Annotated in this window: 15 protein-coding genes and 3 pseudogenes; 6 read left to right on the forward strand and 12 right to left on the reverse strand. The window is 70.2% G+C overall.

What is annotated here, in order from left to right; all coding sequences use genetic code 11:
• Nucleotides 1–727: 727 nt before the first annotated feature.
• Entirely contained in the window at nucleotides 728–1,438 is a 711-nt protein-coding gene (locus ACFWRT_RS07915; protein WP_380950977.1) for a helix-turn-helix domain-containing protein, read from the forward strand.
• 80 nt (nucleotides 1,439–1,518) lie between these two features.
• Here the strand turns inward: ACFWRT_RS07915 and ACFWRT_RS07920 are convergent, their stop codons facing one another.
• From ACFWRT_RS07920 to ACFWRT_RS07955, 8 genes and pseudogenes are all read right to left on the reverse strand, one after another.
• The gene (locus ACFWRT_RS07920) at nucleotides 1,519–2,397 is read right to left on the reverse strand and encodes a glycosyltransferase family 2 protein (protein WP_380950978.1); all 879 of its coding nucleotides are present in this window, start codon (nucleotides 2,395–2,397) and stop codon (nucleotides 1,519–1,521) included.
• 39 nt (nucleotides 2,398–2,436) lie between these two features.
• A complete protein-coding gene (locus tag ACFWRT_RS07925; protein ID WP_380950979.1) occupies nucleotides 2,437–3,243 on the reverse strand; it encodes a nucleoside phosphorylase in 807 nt (268 codons plus the stop codon).
• Nucleotides 3,240–5,045, reverse strand: coding sequence for a B12-binding domain-containing radical SAM protein (locus ACFWRT_RS07930; RefSeq protein WP_380950980.1), 1,806 nt, complete (start codon nucleotides 5,043–5,045; stop codon nucleotides 3,240–3,242). Before ACFWRT_RS07930 ends, ACFWRT_RS07925 begins: the two co-directional genes overlap by 4 nt.
• The gene (locus tag ACFWRT_RS07935; RefSeq protein ID WP_380950981.1) at nucleotides 5,045–6,265 is read right to left on the reverse strand and encodes a DegT/DnrJ/EryC1/StrS family aminotransferase; all 1,221 of its coding nucleotides are present in this window, start codon (nucleotides 6,263–6,265) and stop codon (nucleotides 5,045–5,047) included. The genes ACFWRT_RS07930 and ACFWRT_RS07935 overlap by 1 nt, the downstream gene beginning before the upstream one ends.
• Nucleotides 6,266–6,283: 18 nt before the next feature.
• The gene (locus ACFWRT_RS07940; RefSeq protein ID WP_380950982.1) at nucleotides 6,284–6,811 is read right to left on the reverse strand and encodes an RpiB/LacA/LacB family sugar-phosphate isomerase; all 528 of its coding nucleotides are present in this window, start codon (nucleotides 6,809–6,811) and stop codon (nucleotides 6,284–6,286) included.
• A complete protein-coding gene (locus ACFWRT_RS07945) occupies nucleotides 6,808–7,515 on the reverse strand; it encodes an LbetaH domain-containing protein (protein ID WP_380950983.1) in 708 nt (235 codons plus the stop codon). Before ACFWRT_RS07945 ends, ACFWRT_RS07940 begins: the two co-directional genes overlap by 4 nt.
• Before the next feature lie 114 nt (nucleotides 7,516–7,629).
• Nucleotides 7,630–8,866, reverse strand: a pseudogene (locus ACFWRT_RS07950) (NAD-dependent epimerase/dehydratase family protein).
• Nucleotides 8,867–9,158: 292 nt separating this feature from the next.
• The gene (locus ACFWRT_RS07955; RefSeq protein WP_380950984.1) at nucleotides 9,159–9,719 is read right to left on the reverse strand and encodes an ATP-binding protein; all 561 of its coding nucleotides are present in this window, start codon (nucleotides 9,717–9,719) and stop codon (nucleotides 9,159–9,161) included.
• A gap of 308 nt (nucleotides 9,720–10,027) precedes the next feature.
• On the opposite strand from ACFWRT_RS07955, the pseudogene ACFWRT_RS07960 reads away from it, so the two are divergent.
• From ACFWRT_RS07960 to ACFWRT_RS07970, 3 genes and pseudogenes are all read left to right on the forward strand, one after another.
• Nucleotides 10,028–10,165, forward strand: a pseudogene (locus ACFWRT_RS07960) (helix-turn-helix domain-containing protein); the annotation flags it as partial.
• A 270-nt stretch (nucleotides 10,166–10,435) separates the two neighbouring features.
• Nucleotides 10,436–11,422, forward strand: a complete 987-nt coding sequence (locus tag ACFWRT_RS07965) for a tetratricopeptide repeat protein (RefSeq protein ID WP_380951001.1) — start codon at nucleotides 10,436–10,438, stop codon at nucleotides 11,420–11,422.
• 29 nt (nucleotides 11,423–11,451) lie between these two features.
• A pseudogene (locus tag ACFWRT_RS07970) lies at nucleotides 11,452–12,638 on the forward strand (dihydrofolate reductase family protein).
• 112 nt (nucleotides 12,639–12,750) lie between these two features.
• On the opposite strand, the gene ACFWRT_RS07975 reads toward ACFWRT_RS07970, so the two are convergent.
• Nucleotides 12,751–14,274, reverse strand: a complete 1,524-nt coding sequence (locus ACFWRT_RS07975; protein ID WP_380950985.1) for an MFS transporter — start codon at nucleotides 14,272–14,274, stop codon at nucleotides 12,751–12,753.
• 103 nt (nucleotides 14,275–14,377) lie between these two features.
• Between ACFWRT_RS07975 and ACFWRT_RS07980 the strand changes: the two genes are divergently transcribed.
• Nucleotides 14,378–15,262, forward strand: a complete 885-nt coding sequence (locus tag ACFWRT_RS07980) for a helix-turn-helix transcriptional regulator (RefSeq protein ID WP_380950986.1) — start codon at nucleotides 14,378–14,380, stop codon at nucleotides 15,260–15,262.
• A gap of 110 nt (nucleotides 15,263–15,372) precedes the next feature.
• Here ACFWRT_RS07980 and ACFWRT_RS07985 read toward each other — a convergent pair whose 3' ends face one another.
• The gene (locus ACFWRT_RS07985) at nucleotides 15,373–16,872 is read right to left on the reverse strand and encodes an MFS transporter (RefSeq protein WP_380950987.1); all 1,500 of its coding nucleotides are present in this window, start codon (nucleotides 16,870–16,872) and stop codon (nucleotides 15,373–15,375) included.
• A 153-nt stretch (nucleotides 16,873–17,025) separates the two neighbouring features.
• Between ACFWRT_RS07985 and ACFWRT_RS07990 the strand changes: the two genes are divergently transcribed.
• On the forward strand, nucleotides 17,026–17,931 hold the full coding sequence (locus ACFWRT_RS07990; RefSeq protein ID WP_380950988.1) for an NAD(P)H-binding protein: 906 nt from the start codon (nucleotides 17,026–17,028) through the stop codon (nucleotides 17,929–17,931).
• 74 nt (nucleotides 17,932–18,005) lie between these two features.
• Here the strand turns inward: ACFWRT_RS07990 and ACFWRT_RS07995 are convergent, their stop codons facing one another.
• Both ACFWRT_RS07995 and aroC read right to left on the reverse strand, forming a co-directional pair.
• The gene (locus ACFWRT_RS07995) at nucleotides 18,006–18,533 is read right to left on the reverse strand and encodes a shikimate kinase (protein WP_380950989.1); all 528 of its coding nucleotides are present in this window, start codon (nucleotides 18,531–18,533) and stop codon (nucleotides 18,006–18,008) included.
• On the reverse strand, nucleotides 18,530–19,714 hold the full coding sequence (gene aroC, locus ACFWRT_RS08000) for a chorismate synthase (RefSeq protein WP_380950990.1): 1,185 nt from the start codon (nucleotides 19,712–19,714) through the stop codon (nucleotides 18,530–18,532). The genes ACFWRT_RS07995 and aroC overlap by 4 nt, the downstream gene beginning before the upstream one ends.
• Between the last annotated feature and the right edge of the window lie 37 nt (nucleotides 19,715–19,751).

The raw sequence follows: 19,751 nt of genomic DNA on the forward strand, positions 1-19,751 counted from the left end.
GTAGGTCCGCTCCGCGCACCGGCACAGGGTGCGGCACAGCTCGCCCGTTCGCTGTCCTTGCTTGCCGCTGGGCCGCACAGCGAAGCCGCACGTGGGGCAGAAGCGGAAGTCGTCGTCGATCTCACGTCCGCAGTCGCAGAACCGATCCGGGCTACCCCGCCCTATCGATGCCCGTGTCTCCCCTGTCATCCGGCGGCCCGTTCTCGTGGACCGCGAGCCGAAGACAGTGATCGCACATGACCGAGGTCGATCGGGCATCCGCTTCGTTCTGACCGCCCAGGCCGATACTCCAGTCCTCGTTGACGTGTTCGGGCATGGAACACACCGGCTCGACGGGTTCGACGACCCCCCCGACAGCGACTACCTCGCCGACCAGGTGAACACCGGCGCCGTACACGGTGGACAGTTCCGACTGCCTTCTCATCTGTCACCGATACAGCTTAGTGAACGGTCTGCACAACAAACGAGTGAGGCTGCCGCCAGTATCGGGAGGCCCGCGAGGGGTACACCAACCAGAAATGCACCCCCAGTCTCTACCGGGAAGTAGCCCCTGGAAATACGGGTACATAGCACCACGAAAAACAGTAGTCATTAGTCAAGGCGTCTTCTCCGTGGCCACCCTCCTTCTCCTGAGCGCCTTGAACTTGTTCGGGAGGGCAGGCACGTGCACGCTACTGCTCGCCATGGGTCAGCCCGCGACCCGGCGGACCGGGAGGGGACAGAAGCAATGCCGACGAAGACCTACGGATCAGGAAGGGACTGGAGGCCGGTGAACGACGCCTTGATCGAGCTACTGGAGTGCCGACGCCTGGAACGCCGATTGACCTACGGTCAGTTAGCGGTACTCATCAAGCGAGACTCGTCGACCGTCTCACGGGCATTGTCCGGACGGAAAATTCCGTCTCGGGCAGTAGTCCAACTGATGGCTCGTTCACTGCACATGGACGAAGCGACCGTGATGGCCATCAGAGACGAAGCTGCCGCGATCAAGCGAGAGAGCCAAGCCCTCCGAGCCGCTGGCGGCCCCCCTGACGGAATGAAAACCCATGGCGATTTCTTGAACGCCCTCGGAGAGCTCATTCGGGGGGCGAATCTCTCTCAACGTGAGATTGGGCTAAAGAGTTACGGGGAGCTCAAGCGTTCAACCATCGGCGCGGCGCTCCGGGGCGAACGCAGCGCGTCGCTCTCCTTGGTCATGAGCATCGTGCAGATCTGCGAAGTCCGGCACCCGGACGCCGTTTCGGCGTGGGAAAAGGCGTGGTATGACCTCGCATATCCCGACCGAGAAAGGCGTCGTCAGCGTAGGTGGGAAGCGTACAGCTTTCTGCGCTACCTCCGTAGCCTGCCGGGACACAGGCAGGCGTCAGCCTGGGCCATGTACAAAGCGAGAAGACGTTGTGATCAAACTCCGCGCTCGGGTTCCGGTGACATCAGGTAGGGCGGTGCGTGTCCGTCGGCGGGAACTGTTCAGCAAGGCCAACTGCGTTCCTCGCCACAGAAATCACCCAGCGGACAGGGTCAGAACACAGGCGGTCGCCCGGCCGTCGTGAGCCGGAGCACGGTTCGCCAGGACATGGGCTGCCTCGGGCCCTGCCCACCGGCGAGCCCTTCACGGAAGCCGGCGAGCGTGACGCGGAGCGCTTCCCGGTCGCGGATGCGCCACAGGGTGATCAGGCACCAGGTGGCGAGGTTGAAGGGGACGAGGAGGCGGGGCAGGTTGCGGCGGGCGACCCAGACGCGGTTGCGGGCGTTGAGTCGGTAGAAGGTGTCGTGCCGGGCGGGGTTGGTGGCGGGGTGGTGGACGACGATGTCGGGGACGTACCGGCCGGTGCAGCCCAGGTTCCACAGCCGCCAGGCCAGCTCGACGCCTTCATGGAAGAGGAAGAAGTCTCCGGGCCAGCCGCCGGCCCGGTCGTAGGCGTCGCGGCGGACCATGACGACGCCCTCGGCCATGACGGTGACGATGCCGGGCCGGGTGGGGTCCGAGGCCCGCAGGCGGGGTACCCAGCGGCGGAGGGTCTCACCGGTCACCGGATCGCTGATGCGCGGCTGTACGTACGCGAGCTGGGGGTCGCGGTGCAGTTCGGCGATGAGCCGGGCGAGGGTGTCGGTGTCGGGCAGGTGGGCGTCGTTGTCGAAGAAGAAGAGGTAATCGCCCTTGACGTTGTCGGCCCCTACGTTGCGGCCTTCGGGGATGCCGACGTTCTCGGGCAGCGTGACCGTGCGGACGCCTGCGGGGATCTGTTCAGGTGCGCAGCCGTTGCCGACCACGATGACGTCGAGGTCGATGCCTGCCTGTGCGAGGAGCGAGGCCATGGCCCGGGGGAATTCCTCGGGCCGGTCGTTCATGGTCAGGACGACCGCGCCGACCGTGGGACGCGAGGCGCCGGAGCTCACAAGGGTGCCCTTCTGCTTCTGTTCACGAGGAGTTCAACCCTAGTGTTCACCGGGGGTCGGCGGTGACGCCGTGGAGGTGCGGAGCGCGTGCGCCGCTGCGGCAAGCGCCGTGTGGAGTGCGTGTTCGGTGTCCGGCGAGTGCTGGCGCGGGCGGCGGTCGACGAGGGAGTCCGCGATGGCGAGGACGGTGGCGACGGCGACCGTACGGCAGTGGCCCACGGCGAAGACCGCGGCGGCTTCCATGTCGGCGGCGAGGATGCCTTCGGCTCCGTACCGGGTGACTTCTGCCGCTGTCTCGCGGTACGGGGCGTCTGTGGTCCAGATCGGCCCGCGGGTGACCGGCCGGTCGTGCGGGGCCAGTGCTTCGGTCAGGTGCTGGGTGAGGGTGGGCGAGGGTGAGGCTGTCCGGCCGGGTGGCAGGTAGTGGTGGGAGAGCCCTTCGTCGCGCAGCGCGGTCGCACCTACGACGAGGGCGCCGGGGCCGAGGTTGAGCTGGAGGGAGGCGGCGGTGCCGACGGTGATGATTCGCCGGGTGCCGAGCGCGGCGAGTTGCTCGACAACGAGGGCGGCGGCCGGGGCGCCGAGGCCGAAGCCGCCGCACAGGGCGAATCTGCGGCCCTGGTCCTCGACCAGGTGCAGGCCACCGCGCACCCACCCCGGGCGGGGGCGGGTGCGGTACGTACGCAGAGCGTGCTCCAGCAGCCGCCCCTGGTAGAGGAGGACCACTCCGTCGAGCGTGGAGAGGTCCGCATCAGGGTCGGTGGTGCGGACGTACGCGGCGTGCTCGGCCGGGTCGGGTACGGCGGGCAGGGCGTGCTTGCCCGGGTGGAGGGGGAAGCCGTTCACCCGAGAGTGCTCTCGCGCTCGTAGAGGGAGGTGGCCAGTTGCTGCTCGGCGGTGGTGCTGACGTGGTTGAGGGTGTGCCAGGGCAGGACGGGCTCGTCCATGTGCCGCAGGCGGCGGTCGTACGACAGGCCGCGCCGGGCGAGGGCCTCGACGAGTTGGCCCTTGGTCACCGTGTGCAGGTCGATGTTCGCGTCGTAGAGGTCTTCCAGGACCAGCCCGATCCGGCGGTCGCCTCGCGAGCAGATGACTTCGAGGTGCATGTGGCTGGCGCCGAGGTCGAGGACCCGGAAGTGCTGTTCCAACTTCTCGTCGCCGACGAGGGCGCGCAGGCGGTCCTCGATCTGTGCGGTGTAGGTGTGGACAAGGTCGGGGTCGCTCATCCGCAGGCGCTGGCTGGCGGTGCCGGGCTTGGGCATGAATTGGTGGAGCTTGACGATCACCGTGCCGTCGGGGTGCCCGAGCCGGTCCAGGACGTCCTGGGCGTAGTCGGCGATGGCGAGGCGGTCCGCGTCGCGCTCGCCCGGTGCGCCGACGATGAAATAGAGCATGACGGTGTTGACGTCCTTGCTCTTGCGACACAGTTCGATGGCGTTGTCGACGCGTTCGCGGCGCTGGGTCTTGCCGTACATCGCGACGAGGTCCGGGGAGGCCCACTCGGGGGCGATGGTGATGATGCCCCGGGCCTGGTCCAGGTTCAGCTCGGTGAACAGGTGCCCGAACTCTTCGAGTTCGGTGACCGACTCCAGATAGTCCGCGGTGAGTTCGTCTGCCCGGATGGAGCCGATGATGGTGGTGACCGTCTCCCCTTCGGCTGCCGCCCGCCGGGCGTAAGCGCTGATGTGGTCCAGGAGTTCGCGGCGGTGCCGGTACTGGGTGAACGTGGGCGAGCTGATGATGATCCGCCGGATCTTCCGCGCTTCGAGGCGGTCGATGTAGTCCTTGAGCATGCCGATGGGCGCGTGGCGGAACGGGGGGACGCCGAGGTTGCAGAAGTCGCAGGAGTGCCGGCAGCCGAGGGTGGGGTGGATACCGGCGGCGGTGCCGTCGCTCTTGGGGTAGACGAAGTGGGCGGGGTGCAGCTCACGTACGGGGAGGTAGGCGGGGCTGGCCTTCGCCGGGACGGTGAGCTTCTTCGGGGTGACCGCGGCCACGCCGCCGCCGGGCAGATACTCGCAGGTGTACAGCGACGGTACGTACAGGCCGGGGATGCGGGCCAGCTTCTCGTACAGGCTGACGCCGCTTCCGGGCTCCTCGCGGTGCGCGCGGACGACGCGCAGCAGTTCGAGCAGGGACTCTTCGGCTTCGCCGAGGGCGATGACGTCGAGGTAGTCGGCCATGGGCTCGGGGTCGGCGAGACCGGAGTTGCCGCCGACGATCAGCGGGTGCTCGCCGGGGATCCGGTCGGCGCTGCGCCGGGGTACTCCGGCGAGGTCGAGCTGCTGGAAGACGGAGTGCAGGCTGCCGGAGTTGATGACGGAGACGCCGATCACGTCCGCCGTGCCGACGGGTAAGGGTGACTCGATGCTGCGGTAGACCTCCCCGTCCGGCGTGGTCACGCGGTTTCCCTCGTGGATCAGGCACTCGTAGTGCAGGGCGCGCTCGGCGACGGCGGGGACGTCCTTCGTACGGTTGATGAGGTCGTGCAAGCCCATGGGGCCATTGCCCATCAGGCTGAAGGCGTGTCCGTACGGGATCATGAAGACCATCCGCAGGAGCCCGTCGGGATCCTTGAGTTCGTACGGGTCGACGAGGTGGATCTCGCGCTCACGGATGCCGTCGATTTCCTTCTTGAGCTGAGACATCAGCCGTTCTCCTTGATGGTGGCCGGGTGGAGTTGGGCGATGCTGGCGGTGGCCCGGCGGATGGCATCGCGGACCTGGGTCTCTTCGCCCTCGGTCATCTGCGGGTGGAGGCAGGGGCACAGCAGGCGGGCGGCGAGCTGTTCGGCGCGCGGGCAGTGCTGGCCGGCCGTGTGGGCGCGGATGAGGTCGTGGCCGAGGTAGGTGACCGGGTCGGAGACGATGCTGCCTACCCCGTACCGGTCGGCGAGCACATCCATCAGCTCGTCGCGGCTCCGGCCCGCCCATGCTTCGGGGACCAGGAGGTTGTGCCGGTAGTAGAGGTGCAGGTCCTCGGCGAGCGTCGGAGGCAGGGTCAGCTCGGGAATGTCGGCAAGGGCCGCCGTACGGTCGTAAGCCCGGGTGATCCGGGCGGCGTTCATCTCGTCCAGGCGCGCGAGCTGGACCAGGCCGACCGCGGCCTGGGCTTTGGTGAGCAGTTGGTTGGTACCCCAGCCAGCCCGCCCGCCGTACGTCCGTAGCCCGCGCAGCCGCTCGGCCAGGACGTGGTCGTCGATGGTGACCATGCCGCCCTGGCCGAAGGTGGTCATCAGCTTCTTCGACTCGAAGGAGAACACTGTCGCCCAGCCCTCAGCGCCGACGCGCGCTCCGGACGGGGTCCGGCCGCCGCAGGCGCGGGCGGCGTCCACGATCACGACCGGCGGCCCGTGCACCGGGTGTGGGTGGCGAGCGGCCAACTCGACGAAGCGGCCGATGTCCGCGCTCGCGCCGTTCCAGTGGGTCACCAGGATCGCCCGGGTCCGCGGGCCGATCCGTTCTTCGGTGTCGGCCAGGTCGAGGTTGAGGGTGACCGGGTCTGGCTCGGCCAGGACGAGTCGGCCGCCCTGCCCGATGACGGCGATGTGCGGTCCGACGAAGTTGATCGCGCAGGAGATCACCTCGTCCCCCGGCTTCAGCTCCAGGGCGCGGAGCACCATCTCCATAGCGGTGCCGCCCGAGTTGAACGCCAGGGCGTGACTCGCCCCGGTGTACCGGGCGAAGGCGTCCTCGAAGCTGGTGACGTACTCGCCACCCCTCCAGCCCGTGTGCCAGTCCTCCGAACTGGACATGGCCATGCGGATGGCATCGTGCTCGGCTCCCGTGTACCAGCCGCCCTGGGCTGGCTCGAACGGGATCGTCAACGCTGCGGTGGTGCGGGGAACGGTGCTCTGATTGGTCGGCATTGGCGCTCCTCGTACGGGTCAGGGAAGGGGCGGGGGGATGACGCGGCCGGTGCTCTCCAGGTCGTGGATCATCTGCACCTTGCGGGCGGCGGACGCGGTCGGGTCGAAGCGGTGGGCAAGCCATTCCTCGGCGAGCTGCTTGGCCAGGGCCAGGCCGATGATTCCGGCGCCGAAGGTGAGGACCTGGGCGTTGTTGGAGAGCACGGAGGCCCGCACGGACAGGGAGTCGTGGGCGGTGACGGCGCGGACGCCGGGCACCTTGTTCGCCGCGATGGCGACCCCGAGGCCGGTGTGGCAGATGAGCAGGGCCCTGTCGACGGTGGCCTCTGCCACGTGCCGGGCAGCCGCCTCGGCGATTTGCGGGTACGCCTCTTCGGTCCAGAGGTGTACGCCAACGTCGAGCACGGACGCGACGAGGTGGTGATGCTGCAGGTACGCACCGAGCGCGTCCTTGTACTCCTGACCGGCACGATCGGCGCCGATGGCCACGTGCAGGGGAGGCAGTACGTCGGGGCGGGCCACTGGCACCGGGCGGCGCGGGGTCACGGGAGCATTTCCTCGACGCCCGCGTTGCGGCTGCGGATGCGCGTCTGTGCGGTGTGCGGGGCCGTGACGACGGAGTTGTCGGGGACGGCGCGGATGGCGAGGGTGACGCCGCTGTCGATCTGGCTGTTGCGGCCGACGAGGACGCCGGGGCCCAGACTGATGTTGTTCCCGGTCTGCACCTTGTCGCCGATGACCGCGCCGAACTGTGTGGTCCCACACCGGTACATGCCCGCCGTGGTACGCAGGCAGATCTCGCGGTCCGGCCTGGACATGTTGGCGCTCACCGCGATGGCGGCCACCGTCACCCCGTCCGACAGGTGGGCTCGGTTGCCGACGATCGTGCGGTTGATGCCGATGCGATGGCCCAGGACCGCGCCCTCGCCGACGAACGCGGCGGTGACCTCGCAGTTGAAGCCGACGGACGCCCCGGCGCACAGCACGCTGCCCTTACGGACGGTGGAGAACTCGTACACGTTCACACCCGGGCCGATGATGACGTCGTCCCCGATGATCGCCTGCGGGTGGACGTAGGCGGAGGGGTGGATACGGTCGTCGCCGAGCAGGGCGAGGGCCTCTTCGTGCAGCTCCGGCCACCGGGCGAGGAAGTCTGCCAGGTCGTAGGTGTGCAGGCGCCCGTACGGGGTGGCGGCGAGCTGTCCGTAGGTGGGCGCGGTGACGTAATCGCCGAGCAGGAGCGGCTTCATGGTGTTCCGGCTTTCCGTGAGTTGGTCGTGGCGGGAGGGCCTGAGGGGGTCGCCCTTGCGGGGCGGGACGGCGGTCTACGCCGTGCGGCACCGGGCGGTCTGAACTCGGTTCGTCTAAAGGGGTGTTGTCTGCGACAACCAGTCCGGGGCGGCCTGCGGCGTGGTCTGCAGCCACCGCACGTAGCGCTCCACCCCGTCCGCGAGCAGCACCTTCGGCGCCCAGCCCAGAACGTTCTCCATGTGGTGGACCGAGGCGCAGCCGCCGAGCGGGTCACCGGCCGGCAGGGGCGTCTCCAGGAGTTCGGTGTCCGGGTAGTGGGCCCGGACCAGCTCCGCGACGTCCCGGATGCTGGTGGCGATGCCGGTGCCGATGTTGATCGTCTCGTTGTGGGCCCCGGGGCTGACCAGCGCGCGCAGCGTGCCCTCGGCGATGTCCTCGACGTGGGTCAGGTCCCTGACCTGGCCACCGCCGCCGTTCAGGTGGAGTGGCAGGCCGAGCGAGGCGCGGGCGGCGAACCAGGCGACGACCCAGGAGTGGCTGTTCGGCCTGATCGTCTGCGGCTCCCCGTACACGGAGAAGTGCCGCACGATGCTGTACGAGATGCCGACCTGGCCCAGCACGATCGCGGTCTGCTGCTCGCCCCACGCCTTCGTGGCGCCGTACATCCATACCGGGCGCATGGAGTCGAACTCGTGGAACTGGCGCGGGATACGGCCGCGGACGCTCTCCAGGAGCTGCCGCATGGCGAGCACCTGGCGGCTCTCCGTCTCCTCCGGTTCTCCGTCTCCATAGACGCTGCAGGAGGAAACGAAGACCAAGCGGCGCACGCGGCGGCTCGCGGTGACGGCGTCCAGGACGGCCTGGGTACCGGCGGTGTTGACGTCGATCGCGTCCGCCGGATCCCGAGTGCAGGCAGCGATGTCCGCGAGGGCGGCGGCCTGGATGACGTAGTCCGACTCGGGCGACCAGCTTTCGCACCAGGGCGGTCTCCCGTACGTCTCCGATCACCGTGTTCGCATGGGTGGTGTCGACGCCGAACACGCCGGAGTAGACGTGCTCGGGATAGGCGTTCATGTTGCGCAGGGCGATCGGGCGGGCTCCGGCCTGCTTGAGCCGAGCCGTGATCCGGGAGCCGATGAGCCCCGCGCCACCGGTCACCAGAACCGTGGCGCCGTTGAGTTCGGACAGGACGGAGCGGTTCTGCACAAGGCCTCCTGAACGATTCGGGATGGAGCGTGATGGTCGGGTCGGTCGGCCGCCGACTCCAGGTCGACGGCCGACCGGGGCTCCGCGCGGCGTGCTCCGCTGCGGTGCCACGCCCCTCCTGTCGTCGGGCTCTGCAGGGATCATCTGCGGAGCCGGAGGGGCCCCTTCGGAGGGTCGAATCTGTCGGGCGGGGGCCTTGGCAGATACGACCGGGTCAGAAGATGAGGGGAAAGTGCCACCTGCCACCCAGTTCGCGACCGGGGCCTTGAGGCTGAAGTCCAGGCTCAGAGGTGCCGAAGGCGCTCCGCCGCCGTCCCTGAGATTGCGGACCCCCGGCCGGGGAAGCGACGAAGTGGTTCGATGCCAGGCCCGTCCCGTCAGGAAAGTTCCCTCGGGCCTTCAGCGTCGGGCAGGCTTCGTCTTCAACATCCACAGCTCAGAGGCCTCTGAGCCCGACGAGCACGCGACCGAGCACGTTCAGATCCACTGGTGCGGCCATAGGCACCCGAGGCCCGGCGGACGGAAGTCGGCCGGAGGAACACTCCGTCCCCTTTTTCTCACCAAGCAGGCTCGCGGGGACGAGAGCGACCTCGGCCCACACCACCTTGCCGGGCATGTTCCGAGCCGGGTAGTGCCCCCAGTCCCTGCTCATCATCGCGACGATAAAGATGCCCCGCCCACCTGTGGCCTCGCCCCCGACCTCCTTCAGGACGGGCGGCCTCGTGTCGCGGTCCCACACCGAAAGCCTGACGGCGTCGTGAAGCATCTCCAGTAACAGCTCAAAGGACTGCACAGCGTTCTGTGAGGAGAACACCGAAGCCCACTCGTCGCTTTCCGTGGGATGCCGTACGGCATTCGTGGCCAGCTCCGACACCAGGAGCTGCGCCGTCTCCGCAAGGTCGGAGGGCACGCTCCAGCGGGCGAGGACCTCGGCAGTGTGCAGCCGCGCCAACCCGACAGCGTCGGGCGTCTCCGTCAGCGTGAGTCTGCTGTGCAAGTGTCGTTCCTGGGACACGGTGTGCCCTCCCGAGTTGAGAGAGGAGCGCTGATCCGTTGCCGGCTCTCGCGCTTCATGACGTGAATCAGAGTCGCCACACAGGCCGTTCGGATACCGTGTGATCAACTCACACCAACGATGAAAACGGCTGGGAGCCTCAATGGGGAGTCCCTGGATGGAGCCCCACACGCTGGCTCCGCAGGCCCCATCCAGAGCCGACCGGTGTCGTTGGCATCTATCCGCAGAGCAAACGGAAGTTCGCGGTGGGGGGAAGAGTGGGGCAACAGCCGAAAGAACTGACTCCAGGGGTGGGCCCATGGCACCGCTGGGGATACGAGTTACGCCAGTTCCGTGAGGCCCGTCGGCTGTCGCAACAGGCTCTCGCCAGAAAAGCACTGATCGACCGCTCACATCTGGGGCGCTTCGAGCGCGCTGAGCGTCCCGTGCCACGGCACGTGGCCATCGTCCTTGACGATGCCCTCGATGCCGCCGGCGCACTGGTCCGTGGCTGGGATGAGGCGGAACACGAGGCCCCCCAGGGTAATTCGGCCATGGCGTCCAGAGTCGAGACGACGACTCATGGGGCCAATACAAGGGGCCATGGAGCCAGCCGTCTGGCGCCCCTGGCATCGAGCGGGCTCAGGCAGGCAGTCTCACTCCGAGACGACACCGACACGGTCGTCGTCCCCGCCCGCATCCACGGAAGGATCCGCTTCGTGCCCGTGCCCCGCCGTGTCGTTCTCGCCTCCGGGCTGGCCGGCCTGGCTGCGACTGCCATCCCGGCCGCGACGGTGGCTACCGCCACCGAACTCGCTGACATGGGCTCTCCCTTCGAGCACTTCACACAGCTCCGCCGAGTGATGATCCAGACCGACAACCTCATCGGTCCCCGGCATGTTCTGCCCGCTCTTCAGCAACATCTCGTCTCCCTTGCCGCAAGGCGCCGAGCCGCCCGCGGCATCGATGCCGTCAAGCTCCTCTCCTTGGAGACGCGATACGAAGAGCTGGCGGGGTGGTTCGCCCAGGACATGGGCGACGAACGCACCGCCCACGGCCATACGGCGAAAGCACTCGACGCTTCCCACATCACCGGCGACGCCGATCTCACGGCCTACATCCTCGCCCGTAAGGCCCAGCTCGCGGTCGACACCGGACATCCCGCTGACGCCCTCGGACTCGCCACCGCCGCCCGACGCACCGCCCGGCCTGGGACCCGCCTGGAAGTCATCGCCGTTCTGCACGAGGCCCATGCGCGTGCCCTTCTCGGGGAAGGCGGTGAGGCACAAAGGGCTTACGAGGCCGCGCTCGCCCTTCTCGGTCGTGCAGACTCCGACGACGTCTGGGGTTCCTGGCTCGACACTGCGTACATCAACACTGCCAGGGCCCGTTCCCTTGCCGCGCTCGGCGACTTCGAGCAGGCCGCAGCCGGCTTCGACAACGCCATCGCAATGCTGCCACCCGCCTACCGCCGGGACCGCGGTGTCCACCTCGCCCGTGCTGCTCGTGCCCATGCAGGCACGGGCAACATGTCCCTGGCCGCCCGAATCGGGGCGCAGGCCGTGGGGATCGCAGCTGAGACAGGCTCCGCACGGATCTTCGATCAGCTCGACCGCCTTGATCAGACACTGACCCCCGCGGCAGGTGAGGAGGGCGTCACCGAGTTCCGGGCATCACTCGACCGCATCGTCCTGCATCCCGCCTGACCCACTCGTCCACACCCTCTGGAGACAGCGTGCCCCGCCCGTACATCCTGTTGTCCGCAGCCGTCTCGATCGACGGCCACCTCGACACCCGTCCGGGCGAGGCGAGGCTGATGTTGTCCAACAAGGAGGACTTCGACCGCGTCGACTCCGTACGAGCCGGCGTCGACGCCATTCTCGTGGGAGCCGGAACACTCCGGGCCGACAACCCCCGTCTTCTCGTCAACTCCGAAGAGCGCCGGGCCTCCCGGATCGCGGCCGGTCAGCCTGAGTACCCGCTGAAAGTCACCGTCACCGGTACGGGCGACCTGGACCCTGGCTGGAAGTTCTGGCACCACGGTGGGGACAAGCTCGTCCTGGCCGTGGGTGACGCGGCCACGGCGAAGGCACGGGCCAATGTGGGTGGCCTGGCCACTGTTCAGGGCCTCCCCACCGAGGGCACATGGCCGACCGCGCTCGACGTCCTCGGCAACGTGTACGCCGTCCAGCGGCTCATGGTCGAAGGCGGCGGCACCGTCCACACTCAGCTCCTCGGGGCTGGGCTCGCCGACGAACTCCAGCTCGTCATCGCCCCGCTCCTGGTCGGCCAGCCCGACGCCGTGCGCATGCTCGGTCCGGCGGGCTACCCCGGCGGACCCACCGCCCGACTCCGGCTTCTGGAGGCTCGCCAGATCGGTGACGTGGTTCTCATGCGGTACGCCCCCAAGGACACCTCTACGGCGCCCCGATGAGCCCTATCCCCTCGGCAGGTGCCCCAGGCACCGGCCGCAAGCCGAACACCGCGGACCGGAACTGGCTCGCTCTCGCCTGCGAACTGGCCGCCCTCTGCCCGCCCTCGACGACCGCCTTCAGCGTGGGGGCGGTCATCGTCGGGGCCGACGGGACCGAAATGGCCCGTGGCCACTCCCGTGAGCACGACCCCCACGACCACGCCGAGGAGGGCGCCCTCGCCAAGCTCCCCGCCGATGATGCCCGGCTCGCCACCGCCACGATCTACAGCTCCCTGGAGCCTTGCGCCGAGCGGGCATCCCGTCCTCGCCCCTGCGCCCAACTCATCCAGGATGCCGGGCTCCGCCGTGTCGTCACCGCCTGGAGCGAGCCGGACACCTTCGTCGCCGATGCCGATGGCACCGAGACCCTGCGAAGTGCCGGTGTGTCGGTTGTCGTACTGCCCGAGTACGCGGACGCCGCACAGGCCCCCAACCGGCACCTGCTCTGACCGCCCGGACGGATGGCGAAGCTGGGTACGCATTCCGAAGTCAGCGTCCTGGGACCGGTGCCTCTTCGCCCTCGCTGAGGGCGAAGACGGCTCTTTCGTCGGTCTCCTCCCGCTACTGCTTGCTCGCGATGCGCTCCTCCGCGGGCTCCTCGTGCACCTCGGCGGCCTGCTCCTCCGGCGCCGACTTGGGGAGCCAGCGCAGGGCGGCCGTTCCGAGGGCGGCGTGCAGGAGGCTCGCCACGACCACGACCACGTGCAGGCCGGTGACGAACGCGGACTTCGCGTCCTGGATCGCGGACGGGAGCAGGGAGGGGAGCTGGAGGGTCTCGTCGAGGGTGGGGGCGAGGTCCGGGCCCTGGAGGCGGAAGAGCAGTGCGGCCAGGGAGCCGAGGAGCGCGATGCCGAGGGCGTTGCCGATCTCGTTGCTGGTCTCGGCGATCGCGCCGGCCGAACCCGCCCGCTCCGCGGGGACCGCGCCGACCGCGGTGTCCGCGACGACGGCGAAGGAGATGCCGTATCCCAGTCCCGCGATCACGGTCGAGGCGATGTACCAGCCGATCCCGCCGGTGACCGTGGTGGGAAGCAGCATCAGCAGGCCGCCCGCGATGGAGAAGTGGCAGATGAGGAGCGCGGCCCGCTTGCCGATGCGCTCGACGACGGCCGGGGTGACGATGCAGGAGATGGTGAGGGCCGCCGCGCCCGGGAGGGCCAGGAGCGCCGCGTGCAGGACGCTCAGGTCCAGTACGGACTGGAGGTAGATGCCGGACAGGTACGCCGCCGCAGACCAGGCGGCCAGGGGCAGCAGGCCCGTGATGATGGCGATGGTGAAGACGCGGTCGCGGAAGAGGGAGAAGTCGATCAGCGGGTTGTCGAGGTTCCGTTGGCGCAGGCCGAAGAAGGTCAGTACGGCGATGCCGGCGATCACCGTGATGATCGGGAGGGCCGAGATCCCGTCGGCGGCCAGGTGCTTGATCCCGTAGATCGTGAGCAGCAGGCCTCCTGCGGAGGTCACGACGCTGAGCGGGTCGACGCGGCCCGTCCCGCCCGACCGGACCTCGCGGAGGAGGATCGGCGCGAAGACCAGGAACACGGCGATCACGGGGAGGTTGACGAGGAAGACCGAGCCCCACCAGAACTGGCCCAGCAGCGCGCCGCCGACGACCGGGCCGATGGCGAAGCCGGCCGCGAAGGCAGCGGCGAAGATGCCGATGGCCTGGGCCCGGCGCCGGGGGTCGGGGAACAGTTCGCTCAGTACGGCCAGCGCCGAGGGCAGCAGGGTGGCACCGGCCACGCCCATGAGCGCGCGGCAGGCGATGAGGAGTTCGGGGGTCGGTGCGAACGCGGCCCCGGCGGAGCCGAGTCCGAACACGGTCGCGCCGATCATCAGGAGCTTCAGCCGGCCGTAGCGGTCACCGATGCTGCCGAAGGCGACCAGCAGGGAACCGACGGCGAAGCCGTAGATGTCCAGGATCCACAGCGCCTGGTCGGCGGTGGGCGAGAGGGCCTGGCTGATCCGGGGCATCGCCAGGAACAGGATCGATCCGTCCATGGAGACGAGAAGAACCGGTCCGAGGACCACGGCGAGCCCGAGCCAGGCCCGCAGTCCGGGTGCGTCGTTCGTATGCTGTCGAGTCATGGTGCCGACACTCGGGCACGGCGTGGCCGACAGCCATCCCCATGGTGTGGGTACACCCGACAGGTACACCCACGGGGCGGGCGAGCGCCCTACGCTCGTAGGTATGGAGAGCCTCGGAACGTTCCTGAAGAGCCGCCGTGACCGGGTCACTCCGGCGGAGATCGGTCTGCTGACCTACGGCACCTCCCGCCGGGTTCCCGGCCTCAGACGGGAGGAGCTCGCCCAGCTCGCCGGGGTGAGCGCGGGGTACTACACGCGGCTGGAGCAGGGGCAGGCGGAGAGCGCCTCCGAGCAGGTGCTCGACGCGCTCGCCCGGGTGCTCCGGCTCGACGAGGTGGAGACCGTACATCTGCACAACCTCGCCCGGCAGTCGGTGAAGCCCGGTCTGGGCGATCCGCCCGCCGAGGAGCCGCACCCGCGGGTGCTGACCCTCCTGGAGTCGCTGGGCGATGCCACGCCCGCGGTGGTGCTCGGCCGGCGCGGCGACGTCCTCGCGTGGAACCGCACCGGGCACGCGCTGGTGGCCGAGCACATCCCCTTCGAGGCGCCGCGGAACGCGCAGGGGCGTCCGTCGATCCCCCGGATGTTCTTCCTCGACCCCCACACCCGCGACATGTACCGCAACTGGCCGGACCTCGCCAAGGTCCACGTCGCCTATCTGCGTCTCACCGCGGGCCGCTATCCGACGGATGCCCGGCTCGCCGGGCTGATCGGCGAACTCACCATGAGCAGCCCGGACTTCGGCGCGATGTGGGCGACGGGGGACGTCTCCGACTGCACGACGGGGGCCATGCATCTGCAGCATCCCACCGTCGGGGCGGTGAGCGTCGACTACCAGGTGTGGCTCCAGCCCGACAGCCCCGACCACCGGGTCGAGATCTACACGCCCAACGACGCGACCTCAGCGGACGCGTTGCGCGTGCTGAACCAGCAGAGCGGCCGGGGTGACGAGCCGGAGTCCACCCTCGTACGGGCCGAGCGGCGCTGAAACCGCCCCGCCCCGTCCGGGGGACGCCCGCGGAGGGGCGGGGGCGTCCGTACGGAGGGAGCGGGGCGGGGCGCTTGCGCGTACGCGGAGAGCACGCGGGGTGCGTGGGTTCAGGAGACGGTCTGCTCCTGCCGCTCCGGGGCCTCGGCCTTCGTGTCGCGCTCCTCGCGCGGCAGCCAGCGGATCGCGAGGATACCGAGCGCGAGCGTGAGGGCGGCCGCGACGCCGATCGCCGCGTGCAGGCCGGTGACGAAGGCGTCCTTGGCCTGCGCGGCGCTCTCGTCGGACAGGCCGGGGGTGGACAGGGTGGTGTCGAGCGTGCCCGCCGTGCCGGGGCCGAGGAAGCGGAAGAAGAACGCGGCGAGCGAGCCGAGCAGGGAGATGCCGAGCGCGCCGCCCAGCTCGTTGCTCATCTCCGCGATGGCTCCGGCGGAACCGGCGCGCTCCGCGGGCACCGCCGCGACGGCGGTCTCCGCGACCAGGCTGAAGGAGAACCCGTAGCCGACGCCCGCGATGACGGTGGAGGCGATGTACAGCGCCGCACCGGCGGTGGTGCCGGTGAACATCAGCAGCAGGAGTCCGGTGCCGATGAAGAAGTGCGAGGCGATCAGCGCGGACCGCTTGCCGATCCGGTCGACCACGCCCGCCGTGCCGATGCAGGCCACGGTGAGCACCGCCGCGCCGGGCAGGGCGAGGAAGGCCGCGGTGAGCACGGTGAAGCCGAGCACCGACTGGAGGTAGACACCGCTGAGGTATCCGGCCGCGGCCCAGGCGACCAGGGAGAGGAGCCCGGTCAGTACGGCGACGGTGAAGACCCGGTCACGGAAGAGGCCGAGGTCCAGCAGCGGCTCCTCCAGCGTGAACTGCCGACGCACGAACCACACCAGCACGGCGATGCCCAGCGCGCCGATGGCCAACTGCTCGATGGAGAACCCCTCCGCCGCGGCGGCCTTGACGGAGTAGACGGCGAGCAGGATGCCGACCGCCGACAGCGCCACGCTCAGCCCGTCCACCCGGCCGGGCCTGGCCTCGCGGACCTCCTTCAGGAGCTTCGGGGCGAAGGTCAGGAAGACCACTACGACCGGAAGGTTGATCAGGAAGACCGAGCCCCACCAGAAGCGGTCGAGGAGCAGACCGCCCGCGACCGGGCCGACCGCGAAGCCCGCCGCGAAGGTGGCCGCGAAGATGCCGATCGCCCGGGCCCGCTGCCTGACGTCGGGGAAGAGGTTGCTGACGATCGCCAGACCGGAGGGCAGCAGGGTCGCGCCGCCGAGTCCCATCAGTCCGCGGGAGGCGATGAGGAGTTCCGGGCTGGTGGCGAACGTGGCGCCCGCCGATCCGATGCCGAAGAGCATCGCGCCGCCGAGCAGGAACTTGAGCCGGCCGTGCCGGTCGCCGAGGTTGCCGAACGCGATGAGCAGCGAGGCCACCACGAAACCGTAGATGTCGACGATCCACAGGGCCTGGCTCGCGCTGGGCGAGATCGCGTCGTTGATGCTCGGCATCGCGAGGTAGAGCACCGAGTTGTCCATCGCCACCAGCCCGACGAGGCTGAGGACCAGGGTGAAGCCGAACCAGGCCCGGCGGGGTGTTGTGCTGTGTGTGGTCAACGTACTTCCTCCAGAGTGAGTGCGGCCGGGCCGCGGAGCGACGAGGGGGACGACCGCCCGACAAGAAACATAGTGCTCATTATTATGTTGGCATAGTAGCCGCTCCTTCGCCAGATCGGGTGATAGTCATGAGGCCGTGGAGAGGAGAAGGCTGTGCGCATAGCGCTGACGGGGGCCACGGGAACGGTGGGGGGCCAGGTGGCGCGCCTCCTCGCCCCGCGGTACGACCTGCGCTGCCTGACCCGCTCCCCGGCACGGGCGGCGGCCCGCCTACCGGGGAGCGGCCTGGCCGTCGAGGCGGATCTGGACGACACCTCCTCCCTGACACGGGCGCTGGCCGGGGCGGACGCGCTCCTGGCGGTGACGTTCGACCCGCTGCGGGACACCCATGACGAACACCTCCTCACCGCCGCACGCCGGGCCGGGGTCCGGCACGTCGTGAAGATCTCGGCCCTCGCGGTCACCGACCCCCGGGCGCAGGACGCGATCACCCGGTGGCAGCGGACGTGCGAGGAGCGCGCCCGGACGTCCGGGCTGTCCTGGACGCTGCTGCGCCCCCGCGCCTTCATGTCCAACTGCCTCGACTGGACACGGTCCGTGCGCGAGGAAGGCGTCGTACGTACGCTGCACGGCTCCTCCGCCAACTCCTGCGTGGACCCCCGGGATGTGGCCGAGGCGGCGGCCCGCGCCCTGACCTCCCCGCAGTGCGCGGGACGGGCGTACGCGCTGACGGGCCCGGCGCCCCTGTCGGCCCGGCAGCAGGCCGCGCAGCTCGGGGAGGTGCTGGGCCGGCCGGTGCGCCACGAGGAGCTGACCGAGGCGGAGGCCCTGGCCGCGTGGCGCGCCCGCTACCCCGACGCCATCGCGGCGGCGCTCCTCGAAAGCGCGGACCGGCAGGCCCAGGGGGCCAAGAGCGGCGTGGACCACGGGGTTCGGGAGGCGATCGGCCGGGAGCCCGGTACGTTCCGGGCGTGGGCCCGTCGTCATGGCGCCGCCTTCCGTGCGGAGGGTGCGGAGGAAGCGGTGGAGGGGTCCGTGGAGGCGCAGCCCTCGGCGTAGACGGTGTGCGGGAGGGCCGGGTCGGGGCGGGCCCTCCGGGATGGCCGGTGCGGCCGGGCCCTCGCGGACGACGGTCATGACAGGGCCCCCACCGGCGCGCCGGCCAGCTCGGACCGCACCGCCGAGGCGACCTCCGCCGCGGTGCGCCCGTGGGTGGACACCACGGCCCGGGCCACGGACAGGTACAGCGGGCGCCGCCGGGACATCAGGCCGAGCCACCGGCCGGCGAAGTCGTCCCGCAGAAGCGGACGGGAGTCGTCCGCCCCCAGGCGTTCCCGGACGTCCGCGAGCGTGGCGTCCAGGAAGACCACCGGCAGCCCGCGCAGCGCCGCGCGCGTCCCCGCGTGCAGGACGGCCCCGCCGCCCAGGGCGAGCACCCCGGAGTGCTGGTGGAGCGCCGCGCGGACCGCCTCGTGCTCGATGGCGCGGAAGTGCGGCTCGCCCCGTTCCGCGAAGATCTGGCTGACGGTCCGTCCGGTCAGCCGCTCGATGTCCCGGTCGGTGTCGCGGGCCGCCGTGCCCGTACGCGCCGCGAGGATCCGCGCGACCGAGGACTTGCCCACGCCGGGCGGGCCGACGAGCACGGCCAGGGGGGTGGTCATGCGATCTCCAGGTGGGTGAGGAAGCCGGAGACGTTACGACGGGTCTCGGCCACGCTGTCGCCGCCGAACTTCTCCGCCACCGCGTCGGCCAGGACCAGCGCCACCATCGCCTCCGCCACGATCCCGGCGGCCGGCACCGCGCAGACGTCCGAGCGCTGGTGGTGCGCGACGGCCGCCTCGCCGGTGCTGACGTCCACGGTGGCCAGGGGGTGCGGAACCGTCGCGATCGGCTTCATCGCGGCCCGTACGCGCAGGAGTTCACCGGTGGTCAGGCCGCCCTCGGTGCCGCCGGAGCGGCCGGAGGAGCGCCGGATGCCGTCGGCGGTGGGCACGATCGCGTCGTGGGCCAGCGAGCCGGGCACCCGGGCCAGCCCGAAGCCGTCGCCCACCTCGACCCCCTTGATCGCCTGGATGCCCATCAGCGCGGCGGCCAGCCGCGCGTCCAGCCGGCGGTCCCAGTGCACGTGCGAGCCGAGGCCGACCGGAACCCCGTGGGTGACGACCTCGACGACGCCGCCCAGGGTGTCGCCGTCCCGGTGGGCCCGGTCGATCTCCGCGACCATCGCCTTGGAGGCGTCCGCGTCCAGGCAGCGCACCGGATCCGCGTCGAGCCGCTCCACGTCGCCGGGCCGGGGCACGTCCCCGTAGGGGGCCCGCGCGGCGCCCAGCTCCACGACATGGCTGACGATCTGGATCCCGGCCGTATCCTTCAGGTACGAGCGGGCCACCGCGCCGAGGGCCACCCGGGCGGCGGTCTCCCGGGCGCTGGCGCGCTCCAGTACGGGGCGCGCCTCGTCGAAGCCGTACTTCTGCATCCCCGCCAGGTCGGCGTGGCCCGGACGCGGACGGGTCAGCGGGGCGTTGCGGGCCAGGCCGGCGAGCTCGGCGGGGTCGATCGGGTCGGCCGCCATCACCCGCTCCCACCGGGGCCACTCGGTGTTGCCCACCATGACGGCGACCGGGGAGCCCAGGGTGAGCCCGTGCCGGACGCCGCCGAGGAAGGTCACCTCGTCCTGCTCGAACTTCATCCGCGCGCCGCGCCCGTACCCCAGGCGCCGCCGCGTCAGCTCCTCCCGCACCATCCCCGTGGTGATGGGCACGCCCGCGGGGAGTCCCTCCAGCGTCGCGACGAGTGCGGGGCCGTGCGACTCCCCCGCCGTCAGCCAGCGCAGCCTGCTCATCCTCTCCCTGCTTTCCTCTTGCGCGTGTAGGCGGTCA

Source organism: Streptomyces cyaneofuscatus (assembly GCF_042718795.1).
GTDB lineage: Bacteria > Actinomycetota > Actinomycetes > Streptomycetales > Streptomycetaceae > Streptomyces > Streptomyces cyaneofuscatus_A.